This window comes from Rhodococcus maanshanensis NBRC 100610 (genome assembly GCF_001894865.1).
GTDB classification, from domain to species: Bacteria; Actinomycetota; Actinomycetes; order Mycobacteriales; family Mycobacteriaceae; genus Rhodococcus_G; species Rhodococcus_G maanshanensis.
Genome location: NZ_BCXA01000003.1, coordinates 272,782 through 287,765, shown reverse-complemented (window position 1 = coordinate 287,765; position 14,984 = coordinate 272,782). Strand labels below are relative to the sequence as shown.

The window sequence follows — 14,984 nt, the reverse complement described above, 5'->3', positions numbered from 1 at the left end:
AGGTGTGTTTTGATCCAAGGATGGGTGGTAGACACCGGCCGAGCGCAGGCCTGAGCGTCCGGGTCGCCGTTGCGCAGCCGAGGACCGTGCTCGGCGACCTCTCGGGCAACGTTGCCGCACACGCGGCGGCGGTGGATCGGGCGGCCGCCGATCTCGTGGTCTTCCCGGAGATGTCGTTGAGCGGATACGCGATGGACGCACAGGTCGTCGCCCGAGACGACCCGCGCCTCCTCCCGCTGAGGGAGGCATGCCGGCGAACGGGCGCCATCGCCTTGGCGGGTGCTCCGGTCCACACCGGCAGCGGAGGCCGGAGCATCGGGGTGCTCGCCGTGACCGGCGACGGAGTCGCCGTCGCCTACGTCAAGATGTCCCTCGGCGAGGTGGAGTCAAGACATTTCGAGCCCGGGCGTGGTCCGGCGAGTCTCGAGGTGAGGGGCCTGCGGGTGGGCATCGGGGTGTGCAGGGACACCAGAATCGATCATCACCTCGACCGAACCGTGGCCCTCGGCATCGATCTGTACGTCGCGGGTCTCGTCCATGCGGCTGACGATCTTGCCGAACTCGATATCCGAGCGCGGAGGATCGCGACGGCATACGGCCTGCCGGTCGCGTTTGCTGGGTTCGCCGGACCAACAGGGGGTGGTTTCGCGCGAACCTGCGGCGGCTCGGGAGTCTGGGATTCGGCGGGAACCGTGGTGCGGCAGCTCGGATCCGATCCGGGAGCGGTCGCCTCGGTGGAGCTGTGACTCCGACCCTGATCCACGCCACGGCGCCGCCAAGTGGGAACGGTCGAAAGATCGAGCGCGCCGACGATCTAGGCTCGTGGGCATGCAGCGCATCATCGGTATCGAGGTCGAGTACGGGATTTCCTCCCCGACGGAACCGACCGCGAACCCCATCCTGACCTCGACCCAGGCGGTACTGGCCTACGCGGCGGCCGCCGGTGTGCCGCGCGCCAAGCGCACCCGCTGGGACTACGAGGTGGAATCGCCGCTGCGCGACGCAAGGGGATTCGATCTCGGCCGCTTCAGCGGCCCGGCTCCGGTGATCGATGCCGACGAGGTCGGCGCGGCGAACATGATCCTCACCAACGGCGCCCGGCTGTACGTCGATCACGCGCACCCCGAGTACTCCGCACCCGAATGCACCGACCCGCTGGACGCCGTCATCTGGGACAAGGCGGGGGAGCGTGTCATGGAGGCGGCCGCGCGGCACGCGTCAAGCGTTCCCGGCGCCCCGCGGCTCCAGCTGTACAAGAACAATGTCGACGGCAAGGGCGCCTCCTACGGGACCCACGAGAACTACCTCTGTTCCCGGGAGACCCCGTTCTCGGCGATCATCGCCGGACTGACGCCGTTCTTCGCCTCCCGGCAGGTGATCTGCGGTTCCGGGCGCGTCGGCCTCGGCCAGTCCGGTGACGAGTCCGGGTTCCAGCTCTCCCAGCGTGCTGACTACATCGAGGTCGAGGTCGGTCTCGAGACCACCCTCAAGCGCGGCATCATCAACACCCGCGACGAGCCACACGCCGACGCCGACAAGTACCGGCGCCTGCACGTGATCATCGGCGACGCGAACCTCGCGGAGTGGTCCACCTACCTCAAGGTCGGCACCACCGCGCTGGTCCTCGACCTGATCGAGGCGGGCGTTGACCTGTCCGACCTGCAGCTCGCCCGCCCGGTCACCGCCGTGCACCTGATCAGTCACGATCCGACCCTGCGACAGACCGTCGCGCTCGCCGACGGTCGTGAGCTGACCGGTCTTGCGCTGCAGCGGATCTACCACGAGCGGTGCGCGGCGTTCGCCGAGCGCCAGGGCAACGACGATCCGCGGGTGGCGGACCTGCTCGACAAGTGGGCCACCGTCCTCGACATGCTCGAGCGGGACCCGATGGAGTGCGCGCACCTGCTGGACTGGGTGGCGAAGCTCCGGCTGTTCGAGGGCTTCCGCCAGCGGGAGGGCCTGTCCTGGTCGGCACCCAAGCTGCACATGCTGGACCTGCAGTACTCGGACGTCCGTCTCGACAAGGGGCTGTACAACCGCCTGGTCGCCCGCGGTTCGATGGAACGGCTCGTCTCCGAGCAGCAGGTGCTGGACGCTATCCGGAACCCGCCAACGGACACCAGGGCGTACTTCCGGGGCGAGTGCCTGCGCAGGTTCGGGGCCGACATCGCCGCGGCCAGTTGGGACTCCGTCATCTTCGACCTGGGCGGCGACTCCCTCGTCCGGATTCCCACACTCGAGCCGTTGCGCGGCAGCAAGGCGCACGTCGGCAAACTGCTCGAGTCTGTGGATTCCGCCGCTGACCTGGTCGATCAGCTCACCAGCTGAGACGGCCACACGCGACACGCTCGTCCACCACCTCAGGGTGCGTCGCACTCGGTAGGGTAGGGGTCCGTGCACGAGCGCACACTGGTTGTGCCGGTAATTGTGCAAGAGCTAAGAGGAGGTCGGCGGCTATGGCGCAGGAGCAGACCAAGCGCAGTGGCGGTGGCGACGACGACGACGCCCAGATCGGCGACGGTGCCGCGGGGCAGGAACGTCGGGAGAAGCTCGCCGAGGACACCGACGACCTCCTCGACGAGATCGACGACGTTCTCGAGGAGAACGCCGAGGACTTCGTGCGCGCGTACGTGCAAAAGGGCGGCCAGTGACGGCGGATCATCAGCGGTCCGTGACCGGGGGCGAGCGGCTGCATTTCGGTTCGCAGCTGTCCTCGTTCTCCGACCACCTCCGCAAGCATGCGCCGGAACTGTTGCCGGAGAACCGGATCGACCTCGGTCGTCAGCGCGCCGGAAGGGGTGACTCGATGGATGCGGCGGACATCGCTCCGCACGGCACCACGATCGTCGCGCTGACCTTTGCCGGTGGCGTGCTGATCGCCGGTGATCGCCGGGCGACCATGGGGAACCTGATCGCCAGCCGGGACGTGGAGAAGGTGTACGTCACCGACGACTACTCGGCGGCCGGGATCGCGGGCACCGCGGGCGTGGCGATCGAGTTGGTGCGGTTGTTCGCCGTCGAACTCGAGCACTACGAGAAGATCGAGGGCGTTCCCCTGACCTTCGACGGCAAGGCCAACCGGCTCTCGTCGATGGTCCGTGGCAACCTCCCGGCGGCGATGCAGGGACTCGCCGTCGTGCCGCTGCTCGTCGGCTTCGACCTGGACTCGGCCACGCCCGAGAAGGCCGGCCGGATCGTGTCCTACGACGTGGTCGGCGGACGTTACGAGGAGCGGGCCGGATACCACGCGGTCGGTTCCGGATCGCTGTTCGCGAAGTCCGCCCTCAAGAAGCTGTTCGATCCGAAGGCGGACGAGGAGCACGCGCTGAGGGCCGCCATCGAATCGCTCTACGACGCCGCGGACGACGACTCGGCCACCGGCGGGCCCGACGTGAGCCGGGGCATCTACCCGACCGCCGTGGTGATCACCGCGGCAGGCGCCGTCACCGTTCCCCAGGAACGGACGTCCGCGCTCGCCAAAGCGGTCATCGCCGAGCGCACCGAGGAAGCGGGTGAGAACGCATGACGTTGCCGTATTACGCCTCCGCCGAGCAGATCATGCGGGATCGCTCGGAGTTGGCGCGCAAGGGAATCGCCAGGGGCCGCAGCGTCATCGTGCTGACCTACGCGCACGGTGTGCTGTTCGTGGCGGAGAACCCGTCGACCGCGCTGCACAAGGTGAGCGAGCTGTACGACCGGCTCGGGTTCGCCGCCGTCGGCAAGTACAACGAGTTCGAGAACCTGCGCCGGGCCGGCATCGTGCACGCCGACATGCGCGGCTACTCGTACGACCGCCGCGACGTGACGGGCCGCTCGCTGGCCAACGCGTACGCGCAGACCCTCGGCACCATCTTCACCGAGCAGCCCAAGCCGTACGAGGTGGAGATCTGCGTCGCCGAGGTCGGCCGCGTCGAGCAGCCGAAACACGCGCAGCTCTACCGCATCACCTACGACGGATCGATCGTCGACGAGCAGCAGTTCGTTGTGATGGGCGGCGCGACCGAACCGATCAGCACCGCCCTCAAGGCGTCGTACCAGCCGGACCTCGAGCTGGGGCCCGCGGTCGAGGTCGCGGTGAACGCGCTGCGGGTCGGCACGGCACTGCCAGGGAACGGTGAGGCCGAACCCCGCGCCATCGGCGTCGAGGCACTGGAGGTCGCGGTCCTCGACCAGACCCGCCCGCGCCGGGCGTTCAAGCGCATCACGGGAGCGGCGCTGGCCGGGTTCCTGCCTGCCAACATGGTCGGTGGGTCGGAGCAGGCTAAGGAGCCCGAGGCCACTCCCGACAGCGGCGAGGACACCGGTTCCGACGAGAACGGGTCCGACAAGGCCTGACCGGCTCTACCGGTACGTCACCGGTAGAGCCGCAACGCCAGCGGCCTACTGGTGAACCGGAATCGGTTGCCCCGCCCGACCACCTCGCCGTCGGTGGCGAGCGAGACGGCCTCACCGTGTACCCGGACCTCCAGGTCGGTGACCATGCTGCGTTCGTAGCCGGCCGAGCCGCCGAGGGTGCCGGTGGCGGCGGCCCACAGCAGCCGGGTCCGGGACCAGCGCCGGTCGGCCCGCAGCAGGCGGACGTCGAGAAGTCCGTTGTGCAGCTCCGGTCGCGACATCGGGACCTGATCGGCAGGCGAGTAGCGGCCGTTGCCGACAAAGAGCATCCACACCGCGATCCGGCGGTCGTCTACGGTCACCTCGAGGGGCTGTGCCCGCGCGAGGACCCGGACCATCGCGGCGGCGGCCGCAGGCCACTTGCCCATCCGGTGCTCCCAGCGCTCACGCAGCCGGACCGCGTCCGGATAGCCGCCGAGGCTCGAGGTGTTGACGAACAACCTCGGGCTCTGACCGTCAGCACTGACCTCCGCGACGTCCAGCCGGGTCGCGTGGCCGACCGCCACGGCCTCCCGTGTGGCTTCGATGTCCTGAACCCCTGCGTCCCTGGCGAAGTGGTTGAGCGTGCCACCAGGGAACACCGCCAGCGCGAGATCGTCGCGGATGGCGGCCGCGGCCGCGGTCACCACGGTGCCGTCGCCACCGCACACCCCGAGCGCCCTCGGCCGTTCTCGCGCGATCGCGTCGTCGAGCTGGGCCCCGAGGTCACCGTCAGGATCCGCCTCGACGAGCGTCGTCGCCTCCGGCAGGAACTCGGCCAGCTCGGCGGCCGGGTCATCGTCGGCCGTCCCCGATCCGGGGTTGATGAGGATGAGCAGTCCGGCGCCGTTCGGGATCTCCGGCGCCGCCACCGTCGGCCCCAAGGTGGCAGGCTCCTCGGTTCGCACGGCCCACCACCGACGGGTCAGCAGGGCCATGCCTGCGCCGACGGCGGCACCGACGACCACATCGGAGGGCCAGTGCACGCCGATGTGGACCCGGGAGTACGCGACCGCGGCGGCCACCGGCGCGAGCACCGCGGCAGTGGCGGGCGATTCGAGCGCCACACCGGTCACGTAGGCGGCGGCCGACGCCGAATGGCCGGACGGGAACGAGGAGGAGGTCGGCACCCGCCGCGCCTGCCGGTGCTGCGCCACCCATCCCACGGGCGGTCGCCTGCGGGGGAGTAACGGTTTGAGAACGGCGTTCGTGAGCGCGCTCGAACCTCCGAGCGAGAGCAGTCCGCGCACCGCCGCCCGCCTGGGGCGGCCGCCGATCGCGAAAAGTCCGGCGGTTATCCCGAACCACAGCACGCCGTGATCGGCCGCTCGACTGAGCGCCCTGAGGCCGCGGTCTGACGCGAGCGGCGCCATCGGCAAGACCCGCTCCGACGTGGTCATCAGTTCAGAGTAGACGGCGCGAAACACCGCGGAGGTATGTATGCGGTGAGCCGGTCCAGGGGCGCCTCGGCGCTGTACTGTCGAAGTGTGCAGCGACGAATCATGGGCATTGAGACCGAGTTCGGTGTGACGTGCACCTTTCACGGCCACAGGAGGCTGAGCCCCGACGAGGTGGCTCGCTACCTGTTCCGTCGCGTGGTGTCCTGGGGCCGCAGCTCCAACGTCTTCCTCCGCAACGGCGCGCGCCTCTATCTCGACGTGGGCTCCCACCCCGAGTACGCCACCGCCGAGTGCGACAGCCTGGCGCAGCTGGTCACCCACGACCGGGCGGGCGAGCGGGTGCTCGAGGACCTGCTGATCGACGCGGAGGAGCGGCTCGCCGAGGAGGGCATCGGCGGGGACATCTACCTGTTCAAGAACAACACCGACTCGGCGGGCAACTCGTACGGCTGCCACGAGAACTTCCTCGTTGTGCGGGCGGGCGAGTTCTCGCGGATCTCCGACGTGCTGCTTCCGTTCCTGGTCACCCGCCAGCTGATCTGCGGCGCGGGCAAGGTCCTGCAGACGCCAAAGGCGGCGACCTTCTGCCTCTCGCAGCGGGCGGAACACATCTGGGAGGGCGTCTCCTCCGCCACCACCCGCTCCCGGCCGATCATCAACACCCGCGACGAGCCGCACGCGGACGCGGAGAAGTACCGGCGTCTGCACGTGATCGTCGGTGACTCGAACATGTCGGAGACCACCACCATGCTCAAGGTGGGCACGGCGGCGCTGGTGCTGGAGATGATCGAGGCAGGCGTCTCGTTCCGCGACTTCGCGCTCGACAACCCGATCCGGGCGATCCGCGAGGTCAGCCACGACATGACCGGCAAGCGCCCGGTCCGGCTGGCCGGGGGACGCCAGGCCAGCGCCCTCGACATCCAGCGCGAGTACTACGCCCGCGCGGTCGAACACCTCAAGACCCGCGAGCACGACCCGCAGGTCGACCAGGTGGTCGAGTTGTGGGGGCGCACCCTCGATGCCGTCGAGTCCCAGGACTTCGCGAAGGTCGACACCGAGATCGACTGGGTGATCAAGCGCAAGCTGTTCCAGCGCTACCAGGACAAGCACAACCTCGAGTTGTCGGACCCGAAGATTGCCCAGCTCGACCTGGCGTACCACGACATCAAGCGCGGCCGCGGCGTCTTCGACCTGCTGCAGCGCAAGGGGCTCGCCAAGCGTGTCACCGAGGACGAGCAGATCGACGAGGCCGTCAACACGCCGCCACAGACGACAAGGGCGAAGCTGCGCGGCGAGTTCATCTCGGCGGCCCAGGACGCCGGCCGCGACTTCACCGTGGACTGGGTGCACCTCAAGCTCAACGATCAGGCGCAGCGCACGGTGCTCTGCAAGGACCCGTTCCGGTCGGTCGATGAGCGCGTCGAACGCCTCATCGCATCGATGTGAGTGCCGGGCGGTCAGTGATCTGGCACTAGGCTGCTGAGCCGTGGCGATCACCAAAGTCGAGCGGTTGATGAACCTGGTCATCTGTCTGCTCTCAACCCGGCAGTTCCTGACCGCCGAGAAGATCCGGCACAGCGTGGCGGGCTACGACGAATCGGCCAGCTACGAGGCCTTCAGCCGGATGTTCGAGCGTGACAAGAACGAACTCCGCGATCTCGGCGTGCCGCTCGAGACCGGCCAGGCCTCCCGCTTCGGCACGGTGGAGGGCTACCGGATCAACCGGGACGCATACGAGCTGCCAGACATCGATCTGAGCAGCGAGGAGGCCGCAGCCGTCGCGATCGCGGTGCAACTCTGGGAGTCGCCCGAACTGAGCTCCGCGGCCCAGGGGGCGCTGCTGAAGCTGCGGGCGGCCGGTGTGGTGGTCGACCAGGACTCCGCGTCGGCGATCATCACCGCCCTGCCTGCCCGGTCGAGGGGATCCGAGCCTGCGCTGGAGAAGCTGCTGGCCGCCGTCGACTCCGGACAGAGCGTCCGGTTCGAGCACCGATCGGCCCGCAACGAGCCCCTGCGCACCCGCACCGTGCAGCCGTGGGGTGTGGTGACCCACGCGGGCCGCTGGTACCTCGTCGGGCACGACACCGACCGAGACGCCACCCGTACGTTCCGGCTGTCCCGGATCGGCGACGACGTCACCGCGTTCGGCCCGGTGAACTCGGTGCACAAGCCCGACGGTGTCGACCTGCGCGAGATAGTGGACCGGATCGTCGGCTCGGGTGGGGTCACCGGCATCGCCACCGTCTGGGTCGCGGACGGTCGCGCTCAGGAACTGCGGCGGCTCGGCCGCGCGGCGGCGGACCGGACCGTCAGGGGAAGGCCGGGCACGATGCTCGAGGTCCCGGTGCGGTCCTGGGACTGGGTCGCCAGGCTGATCGCGGGCTATGGGGAGGATGCGCTGGTGTTCGAGCCCGCGGAACTGAAGGAGGACGTCCTGGACAAGCTGCGCTCGGCGCTGTCGACGTCCGCGAGCGAGGGGGGCCGATGAGTCAGAAGCTCTCGTCCCGGCTGGCCCGGTTGCTGAACATGGTCCCGTACTTCATCGCCAATCCCGGGATGAGCGCCGCGGAGGCGGCGGCGGAACTGGGAGTGAGCACAGCCCAGCTGATGGACGATCTGAACCAGCTGTGGATGTGTGGGCTGCCCGGGTACGGTCCCGGCGACCTCATCGACCTCTCGTTCTCGGAGGAGAGCATCGAGGTGACGTTCTCGGCAGGCATCGACCGGCCGCTGCGGCTGACCTCGACGGAAGCGACCGCGCTCCTGGTGGCGCTGCGCTCGCTGGTGGAGATGCCGGGCACCGCGGACCCCTCGGCCGTGCAGGGTGCCATCGCCAAGATCGAATCCGCGGCCGGCGTCGCCGCGGGCGGGTCCGTCGCCGGGGTGGCGGACCAGCGCGAGCAGGCGGAGGACCCGGTGGCGGCGACCGTGCGCTCCGCGGTGCGCCGGGGCATGGCACTGGAGCTGACCTACTTCTCCGCGTCGCGGGACGCGGTGTCGCAACGGGTCGTGGACCCGGTGCGCATCGTGCTCGTCGACAACCACAGCTACCTGCAGGCGTGGTGCAGGCAGGCCGGCGGGGTCCGGCTGTTCCGGTTCGACCGGATCGACGCGGCATCGGAGCTCGACGAGCCCGCCGCCGCGCCCGAGGCCGCGCTCGAGGACGGCCGCGCGATGGACCTGTTCCACGACAACCCGACGCTGCCGCAGGCCCGGCTGCTGATCGGGCCGGAACACGCCTGGGTGATGGACTACTACCCGATGACTGACGTCACCGTCGCGGCGGACGGCTCGATCGAGGCGTCGATGCGATACGGCTCGCGGGACTGGATGACCCGGCTGATGGTGGGGTTCGGTCCCGGCGTGCGGGTGCTCGGCCCCGACGATCTGGCGGCGTCCGTGCGAAACCGTGCACAGGCCGCTCTTGCCGCCTATGGTGAGGCCTCGACTGCTGACTGACCCGCACTCTCCGCGGGGGGCCTGACCGCTCTGGTCCGGTAGCATCGAATCATCTGATACCTGGAGGTAAAAATGGGAGCCATGAGCCCCTGGCACTGGGCCATTGTGGCGCTGGTCGTCGTCATCCTGTTCGGTTCGAAGAAGCTGCCCGACGCCGCGCGCGGCCTGGGACGGTCGCTGCGGATCTTCAAGAGCGAGGTCAAGGAGATGCAGAACGACGGTGCCACCACCGCCGCTCCGGCACCCGCCGCCCCGCCCGCCGAGCTGCCCTCCCCGGCGCCGGCCGCCGATCCGACGCAGTCCGCGGTCACTCACACCGAGCCCCGGACTTCCTAGTCCCGATTCCGACGGTCCCGGGGCTGCACATCGCGCCCCGGGCCGACTGCTGACCAGAACCAGGGCCCACTGTGCGCATCCCATTCGACCCGCGGCGGAGCAAACGCAGGGTCAATCCAGACGGCAGCATGTCGCTGACCGACCACCTGTACGAGCTGCGGACCAGGTTGCTCCTGTCGATTCTCGCGGTGCTGATCACGACCGCGTTCGGCTTCTTCTGGTACTCGCACGAGATCTTCGGCATCCAGAGCCTCGGCGACCTGATGCTGGGGCCGTACTGCTCATTGCCCCAGGCGAACCGCGCCGAGCTCACCAGTGACGGCGCCTGCAGGCTGCTGGCCACCGGGCCGTTCGAACAGTTCATGCTCCGGTTCAAGGTGGCATTCACGGCGGGCATCGTGCTCGCCTGCCCGGTCTGGCTGTACCAGCTCTGGGCGTTCATCACGCCCGGGCTGTACGCGAAGGAACGCCGGTACGCGATCGGGTTCGTCGCGGGCGGCGCGGCGCTGTTCGTTTCGGGCGCGGTCCTCGCCTATGTGGTGGTCTCGAAGGCGCTGCACTTCCTGCTCACCATCGGCGGCGATGTCCAGGTGACCGCGCTGAGCGGCTCCGAGTACTTCGGCTTCGTGATCAATCTGATCATCATCTTCGGCGTCAGCTTCGAGATCCCGCTCCTGATCGTCGCGCTCAACGCCGTCGGTGTGCTCAGCTACGACAAGCTCAAGGCCTGGCGCCGCGGCATCATCATGGGCCTGTTCGTGTTCGCCGCGATCGCGACGCCCGGCCAGGACCCGTTCTCGATGCTCGCGCTCGCGGCCGCGCTGACCGTGCTCGTCGAGTTCTCCATCCAGATCGCGCGCCTGAACGACAAGCGCAAGGCCCGCAAGCAGGAGGAGGGCTGGGGCGCGCTCGACGACGACGAGGCCTCGAGCATCACCGCGGCGACGCCGCTCGACGACGCGTCGACGATCTCCGGTGCGACGCCGCTCAAGGACCTGTCAGACACCCTCTGACGTAACCGCCACGACGCACGGGCTGCCCCCGCGACCGCCATTCGGTTGTCGGTTCGAGGGCAGCCCGTCGTCGTTGGACGGACCCGGCCGTCCCGTTGGCTAACCTGGCTGTGTGGAACTCGAGACCTTCGCGGCGCAGCTGAGCTTTCCGCTCGATCCCTTCCAGAAGGAGGCCTGCCGGGCGCTGGAGGCGGGGCACGGGGTGCTGGTGTGTGCGCCGACGGGCGCGGGCAAGACGGTGATCGGTGAGTTCGCGGTGCATCTCGCCCTCACCTCGGGGCGAAAGTGCTTCTACACCACCCCGATCAAGGCGCTGAGCAACCAGAAGTACGCCGATCTGGTCGACAGGTACGGCAAGTCGTCCGTCGGGCTGCTCACCGGCGACCTGAGCATCAACCCCGAGGCGCCGGTGGTCGTCATGACGACCGAGGTGCTGCGAAACATGCTGTACGCGGACTCACCGGTGCTGCGCGGGCTCTCACACGTGGTGATGGACGAGGTCCACTACCTCGCGGACCGGTTCCGCGGCGCCGTGTGGGAGGAGGTCATCCTGCACCTGCCCGAGGAGGTCCGCCTGGTGAGCCTCTCCGCGACCGTCAGCAACGCCGAGGAGTTCGGCGCCTGGATGGAGACCGTGCGCGGAGACACCGAGATCATCGTCGACGAGGTCCGGCCTGTGCCGCTGTGGCAGCACATCATGGTGGGCCGCAGGCTCTTCGACCTGTTCGATCACGATGCGCAGGTGGCGGACAGCAACGCCAAGCTGATCGTCGACCGCGAGCTGGTGCGGCACCTCAAGCAACGCCAGGCGCTGGACCGGGCCGACTCGTGGCAGCCGCGCGGCCGTGGTCGCGGTGACCGGGGCGGCTCGAGCAGCAACTTTCGGCCGCTGGCGCGCCCCGAGGTGATCGCGCGCCTCGACGAGGAGGGCCTGCTGCCCGCGATCACGTTCATCTTCAGCCGGGCGGGCTGCGATGCGGCGGTCGCCCAGTGCCTGCGGTCGCGGCTGCGGCTGACCACCGAGGAGCAGGTCGAGGCGATCACCGCGATCATCGACAAGCACACCGGTGAGCTGCCGCGCGCCGACCTGGAGGTGCTCGGCTACTGGGAATGGCGGGAGGCCCTCGAACGGGGCATCGCCGCACACCACGCCGGGATGCTGCCCGCCTTCCGGCACACCGTCGAGGAGCTGTTCGTCAACGGGCTGGTCCGGGCCGTGTTCGCGACCGAGACGCTGGCGCTCGGCATCAACATGCCCGCCAGGACCGTCGTGCTCGAGCGTCTGGTCAAGTACAACGGCGAGACCCACGCCGAGCTCACCCCCGGCGAGTACACCCAGCTCACCGGCCGTGCGGGCAGGCGAGGCATCGACGTCGAGGGCCACGCGGTCGTGCTGTGGCAGCCCGGGATCGAGACAACGGAGGTGGCCGGGCTGGCCTCGACGCGTACCTTCCCGCTGCGGAGTTCGTTCCGGCCCGCGTACAACATGTCGATCAACCTCATCGACCGGATGGGAGCGGCGGAGTCGCGCTCGCTGCTGGAGCGGTCCTTCGCGCAGTTCCAGGCGGATCGGTCGGTGGTCGGGATCGTCCGCACGATCGAACGCAACCGGGTGGTGCTGGCGGAGCTGAGCGATCAACTCGGCGGCGCCGACGGCGAGTTCTTCGAGTACGCGCAGCTGCGGGAGCGAGTTCGCGCCCGCGAACGCCAGCTGGAGAAGCAGGGCCGCACGGACCGCAGGCAGGACGCGGTGAGCTCCCTGACGGCACTGCGTCGCGGTGACGTCATCGCGATCCCGGTCGGCCGCCGGTCCGGGCTGGCGGTGGTACTCGAGACCGATTCCGATCCGAACGATCCGCGTCCGCTGGTGCTCACCGAGGACAAGTGGGCCGGGCGGATCTCCGCGGCCGACTTCCCGGCACCCGCCAAGTCGCTGGGCAGCATGCGGCTACCCCGCCACGTCGACCACCGCACCGCCCGCAGCCGACGGGATCTCGCCTCGGCGTTGCGCAGTACCGGGATCGTGCCGCCGGGCCGATACAGCAAGCGGAAGTCGCCCGCGGCCAGTGATCGCGAGCTGGCGACGCTGCGGCGGGCATTGCGTTCGCACCCGTGCCACACCGCGCCGGACCGAGAGCAGCTCAGTCGGATCGGGGAACGGTACAACTCGCTGGCCCGCGAGACGGAGACCCTGCGGCAGAAGGTCGCGGCGACGACGAACTCGCTGGCCCGCACCTTCGACCGCATCGTCGCGCTGCTGGCCGAGCGCGAGTACATCGAGGAGGAGGGACACGGGATCACCGAGAACGGGCAGCGACTGAGCCGGATCTATTCCGAGAGCGACCTGCTCGTCGCGGAATGTCTGCGAGGCGGTCTGTGGAAGGGCCTCGGACCGGCCGAGCTGGCGGGTGTGGTGTCGACGATGGTCTACGAGTCGCGGCAGGACGGCGACACCGGTGACCGCGGCCCGACCGGACCGTCGCGGCACGCGCTCACCCGGACCTTGCAGGTGTGGAGCGAGCTTCGCGCAGACGAGGTTCGGCACAAGCTGCCGCTCACAAGGGAACCGGATTTCGGCTTCGTCTCGGCGATCTACAAGTGGGCGCGAGGGGAACCGCTGGTGGACGCGCTGCTGGCGGCGGGTGATCGCGGACAGGCGCTCTCAGCAGGCGATTTCGTCCGGTGGTGCAGGCAGGTGATCGATCTCCTCGACCAGGTGCAGTCGACCGCGCCCGACCGCGAGGTGCGCGCCGCCGCGACCAAGGCGGTACACGCCATCCGGCGGGGTGTTGTAGCGATCGACGCGGCCTGAGCGGGCCGATGGTGATCGGATTCGACGGCTTCTCGGACAGCCACGCCGCTTGACCCCGGGGTGACGAGCCGCGGGGGACTACGGTGTACCTCAACACAACCTTCAGGGGAGGCAACGATGAGTGGCCCGGTCGGACCCAGCCAGCCAGACGAGCACGGGGCGCCAAGCGAGGACCAGCCCGGTGCCGGTGAGCAGTCACCCGCCGAGGCCGCGGCCACCGGAGCCGAAACTCCGGAGGCGGCAGGCGAACCGTCGCAGCCGGGGAGCGAGCCGACGCCGCAGCAAGGTGGCGACCAGACGCAGCAGTTCCAGTGGCCGCAGCAGGCCGGTGCGGAACCGACCCAGGCGTATCCGTCTGCGCAGCAGCCGTATCCGGGTGTCGAGCACCCGCAGGCGCCGCAGCAGTACCCCGGCCAGCAGTACCCGCAGCAGCAGTGGGGCCAACAGGCTTGGGGCGCACAGCAGCCCGCCCAGCCCCAGGCCGGCGCCCAGCCGCAGTATCCGGCGTACTCCGCTCCGCAGCAGCCGTATCAAGGTCAGCCGCAATACCCCGGCCAGCAGTACCCGGGGCAGCAGCAGTACCCCGCCCAGCCCCCGAGCGACCAGCAGCAGTGGAGCCAACAGGCCTGGGGCGCACAGCAGCCCGGTCAGCCGCAGACCGGCGCCCAGCCGCAGTTCCAGGCGTACAACGCGCAGCAGCAGCAGCAGCAGTACCCCGGCCAGCCTGGCCAGTATCAGCAGGGCGGATATGCCCAGCCTGGCCAGCCCGGTCAGCCGCAGTGGGGCGCACCGGTCCCGGGTCAGCCGGGAGGCGGTTCGTCGAAGCTCCCGCTGTGGATCGCGCTCGGCGTCGGCGCAGTCGTGGTGCTCGGCGCCATCGCCGCGATCGTCGGCATGACGCTGGTCGGTGGTGACACGTTGGACCGGGCCGCGGCCGAGCGGGGCGTCGAGCAGGTGCTCACGGGCTCCTACGGCATCAAGGACGTCGACGACGTGACCTGCCCCGCCGACCAGAAAGTCGAGAAGGGCGAGAGCTTCACCTGCGAGCTGACCGTCGATGGCGAGCAGCAGCAGGTGACCGTGACCTTCACCGACGACTCCGGCACCTATGAGGTGAGTCGGCCGACCAGCAAGTAGGACGAACTCCCTTGCGCATCAACATTCTGTTGACAACAGAATGTTGATGCGCTGAGGTGGGGTGGTGTCGTTCAATGATCACGATGATGCCGCCGACCTCGGCCGCGCCCGCGTTGTCGTCGACGAGGCCGGTGCCGCCGGCCTAGCCAGGCGCCCGTGGCAGCATCCCGGCCAGCCGGCGTCCGACGGTGACCTGGTGCGGTTTACCGCCTGGACCGCTCGCGATGCGCGGACCACCGATCCCGCGGTCGTGGGCGCGGGGTTGCGCCTGTTGGCGTCCGCGCGAGCGGAGCTCGACCAATCCGAGGCCGGATTGCTGTTCGCCGCACGTGGAGCCGGGATGACGTGGACGCAGATCGCAGACGCACTCGGGCTGAGTTCGGCGCAGGCCGCCCAGCAGCGGCTCAACCGAGTGCTCACGCGAGTGACCGGCCCGGACACGGAGTCCTGACC

The 14,984-nt window shown here is 69.3% G+C and carries 14 protein-coding genes; 13 read left to right on the top strand and 1 reads right to left on the bottom strand.

Annotation, left to right across the window (positions count from 1 at the left end):
* Window positions 1–20 precede the first annotated feature (20 nt).
* The 5 genes from RM1_RS02705 to prcA all read left to right on the top strand — a co-directional run bounded on the left by RM1_RS02705 (window position 21) and on the right by prcA (window position 4,335).
* Complete coding sequence (locus RM1_RS02705) at window positions 21–746, top strand: carbon-nitrogen hydrolase family protein (protein ID WP_072749875.1); 726 nt, start codon at window positions 21–23, stop codon at window positions 744–746.
* Window positions 747–828: 82 nt separating this feature from the next.
* Window positions 829–2,328, top strand: a complete 1,500-nt coding sequence (dop, locus tag RM1_RS02700) for a depupylase/deamidase Dop (RefSeq protein WP_072749924.1) — start codon at window positions 829–831, stop codon at window positions 2,326–2,328.
* 128 nt (window positions 2,329–2,456) lie between these two features.
* A complete protein-coding gene (locus RM1_RS02695; RefSeq protein ID WP_072749874.1) occupies window positions 2,457–2,651 on the top strand; it encodes a ubiquitin-like protein Pup in 195 nt (64 codons plus the stop codon).
* Entirely contained in the window at window positions 2,648–3,526 is an 879-nt protein-coding gene (gene prcB, locus RM1_RS02690) for a proteasome subunit beta (protein WP_072749873.1), read from the top strand. Before RM1_RS02695 ends, prcB begins: the two co-directional genes overlap by 4 nt.
* Window positions 3,523–4,335 carry a proteasome subunit alpha gene (gene prcA, locus RM1_RS02685; RefSeq protein ID WP_072749872.1) on the top strand — a complete coding sequence of 271 codons (813 nt, stop codon included), beginning with the start codon at window positions 3,523–3,525 and terminating at the stop codon, window positions 4,333–4,335. The genes prcB and prcA overlap by 4 nt, the downstream gene beginning before the upstream one ends.
* Before the next feature lie 17 nt (window positions 4,336–4,352).
* On the opposite strand, the gene RM1_RS02680 is transcribed toward prcA, so the two are convergent.
* Window positions 4,353–5,774 carry a bifunctional phosphatase PAP2/diacylglycerol kinase family protein gene (locus tag RM1_RS02680; RefSeq protein WP_072749871.1) on the bottom strand — a complete coding sequence of 474 codons (1,422 nt, stop codon included), beginning with the start codon at window positions 5,772–5,774 and terminating at the stop codon, window positions 4,353–4,355.
* An 87-nt stretch (window positions 5,775–5,861) separates the two neighbouring features.
* On the opposite strand from RM1_RS02680, the gene pafA reads away from it, so the two are divergent.
* From pafA to RM1_RS02640, 8 genes are all read left to right on the top strand, one after another.
* Window positions 5,862–7,220: a Pup--protein ligase gene (pafA, locus tag RM1_RS02675; protein ID WP_027501390.1), complete on the top strand. Its 1,359-nt coding sequence runs from the start codon at window positions 5,862–5,864 to the stop codon at window positions 7,218–7,220.
* A gap of 40 nt (window positions 7,221–7,260) precedes the next feature.
* Window positions 7,261–8,262 carry a helix-turn-helix transcriptional regulator gene (locus RM1_RS02670; RefSeq protein WP_174562896.1) on the top strand — a complete coding sequence of 334 codons (1,002 nt, stop codon included), beginning with the start codon at window positions 7,261–7,263 and terminating at the stop codon, window positions 8,260–8,262.
* On the top strand, window positions 8,259–9,233 hold the full coding sequence (locus RM1_RS02665) for a helix-turn-helix transcriptional regulator (RefSeq protein ID WP_072749870.1): 975 nt from the start codon (window positions 8,259–8,261) through the stop codon (window positions 9,231–9,233). The genes RM1_RS02670 and RM1_RS02665 overlap by 4 nt, the downstream gene beginning before the upstream one ends.
* Window positions 9,234–9,305: 72 nt before the next feature.
* Window positions 9,306–9,569, top strand: coding sequence for a Sec-independent protein translocase subunit TatA (gene tatA, locus RM1_RS02660; protein WP_072749869.1), 264 nt, complete (start codon window positions 9,306–9,308; stop codon window positions 9,567–9,569).
* Window positions 9,570–9,640: 71 nt separating this feature from the next.
* A complete protein-coding gene (gene tatC / locus RM1_RS02655) occupies window positions 9,641–10,582 on the top strand; it encodes a twin-arginine translocase subunit TatC (RefSeq protein ID WP_072749868.1) in 942 nt (313 codons plus the stop codon).
* 112 nt (window positions 10,583–10,694) lie between these two features.
* The gene (locus RM1_RS02650; RefSeq protein ID WP_072749867.1) at window positions 10,695–13,394 is read left to right on the top strand and encodes a DEAD/DEAH box helicase; all 2,700 of its coding nucleotides are present in this window, start codon (window positions 10,695–10,697) and stop codon (window positions 13,392–13,394) included.
* Between the two features lie 117 nt (window positions 13,395–13,511).
* Entirely contained in the window at window positions 13,512–14,531 is a 1,020-nt protein-coding gene (locus tag RM1_RS02645) for a DUF4333 domain-containing protein (RefSeq protein WP_083576476.1), read from the top strand.
* A gap of 64 nt (window positions 14,532–14,595) precedes the next feature.
* The gene (locus RM1_RS02640) at window positions 14,596–14,982 is read left to right on the top strand and encodes a hypothetical protein (protein WP_072749922.1); all 387 of its coding nucleotides are present in this window, start codon (window positions 14,596–14,598) and stop codon (window positions 14,980–14,982) included.
* The last annotated feature ends 2 nt before the right edge of the window (window positions 14,983–14,984 follow it).